Here is a 686-nt window from a genome sequence, read left to right on the forward strand (position 1 = left end):
GCCTAACACCTGAGTTAAGCCGACCCGCAGCGGGGTGGCGACTGGGTGCTAGCGTAGCGGAAAAGCACCCAGGCGGTGCCCCGATGCGGGTTCGGCTTGAACGAATTGTTAGGGCTCACTGCTTGAACTCCGCCACTACGGCAGACGAAAGTAGACGTTTAGCAATCCACCCGAAAAGCCCACTGAAGCCAAGCGCAAAAATGACACTAACTACAGCAATACCAATCATGAAAGGTTTCATGTTTGGTGCTCCGGGCGCGTTGGCAAAACTGTCTTGCATGGAAGAGAACATCGTGAGTTGCAGGATTAGGCTGCCTAGATTCCATGCGATGCCGAGAACCATAAGCCCCACAAAAAGTAGCCGTGCCCAGTTTTTGCGCTTGAGTAGTCCGATTGATGAAGCAAGCGTCAGGACGGAAACAATGAGGAATGCGAGAAAGAAGAGTTGGAAATGACTGGCCATGAAGGCAGCGAATGGTGGGGCGCCAGGCGGAGGCGGAGCTTGCAAGACTTTCTCCATCTCCGGGCCCTTAAACATGGTCTGGATCATGATGTTTTGCAGGATGGAGATCATGGTTCCAAATCCGGATAGGGAAATGAAGATCCAAGCCATTACTGTGACGAAGATGGAACGATTATTTGTGCTGTTCACTTCAATCCCCATTGATGTGTCTGTGAGGCCTAAC

The 686-nt window shown here is 51.7% G+C and carries 1 protein-coding gene; it reads right to left on the reverse strand.

Going from position 1 to position 686, the window contains the following annotated elements:
* Positions 1-115: 115 nt before the first annotated feature.
* The coding region (locus tag K7B09_RS13120) for a hypothetical protein (protein ID WP_223629912.1) at positions 116-686 on the reverse strand (571 nt) is incomplete at its 5' end.

Source organism: Thermomonas beijingensis, assembly GCF_020034655.1.
GTDB lineage: Bacteria > Pseudomonadota > Gammaproteobacteria > Xanthomonadales > Xanthomonadaceae > Thermomonas > Thermomonas beijingensis.